Source organism: Escherichia sp. MOD1-EC7011, from assembly GCF_002965005.1.
Lineage (GTDB): Bacteria > Pseudomonadota > Gammaproteobacteria > Enterobacterales > Enterobacteriaceae > Escherichia > Escherichia ruysiae.
The window spans coordinates 1-210 of record NZ_PTRD01000059.1; the positions used below are offsets into that span (position 1 = coordinate 1).

The 210-nt window shown below is 43.8% G+C and carries 1 protein-coding gene; it reads left to right on the forward strand.

The window, feature by feature from the left end; translation table 11 throughout:
- A partial coding sequence (locus A7098_RS22500; RefSeq protein ID WP_157943563.1) for an IS3 family transposase occupies positions 1 to 202 on the forward strand: 202 nt, incomplete at its 5' end.
- Between the last annotated feature and the right edge of the window lie 8 nt (positions 203 to 210).

A 210-nucleotide genomic window follows, 5' to 3' on the forward strand; every position in this document is an offset into this window, starting at 1 on the left:
ACGGTTCTTCAGAAGCCTGAAAACAGAGTGGGTACCGGATAATGGCTACGCGAATTTTAGTGAAGCCAGCACGGCAATAACGAATTACATCACAGGATATTACAGCCAGCTCAGACCTCATCAATATAATGGTGGTTTGACGCCGAATGAATCAGAACGATTGTTCTGGAAAAACTCTAAAGCTGTGGCCAGTTTTTGTTGACCACTACA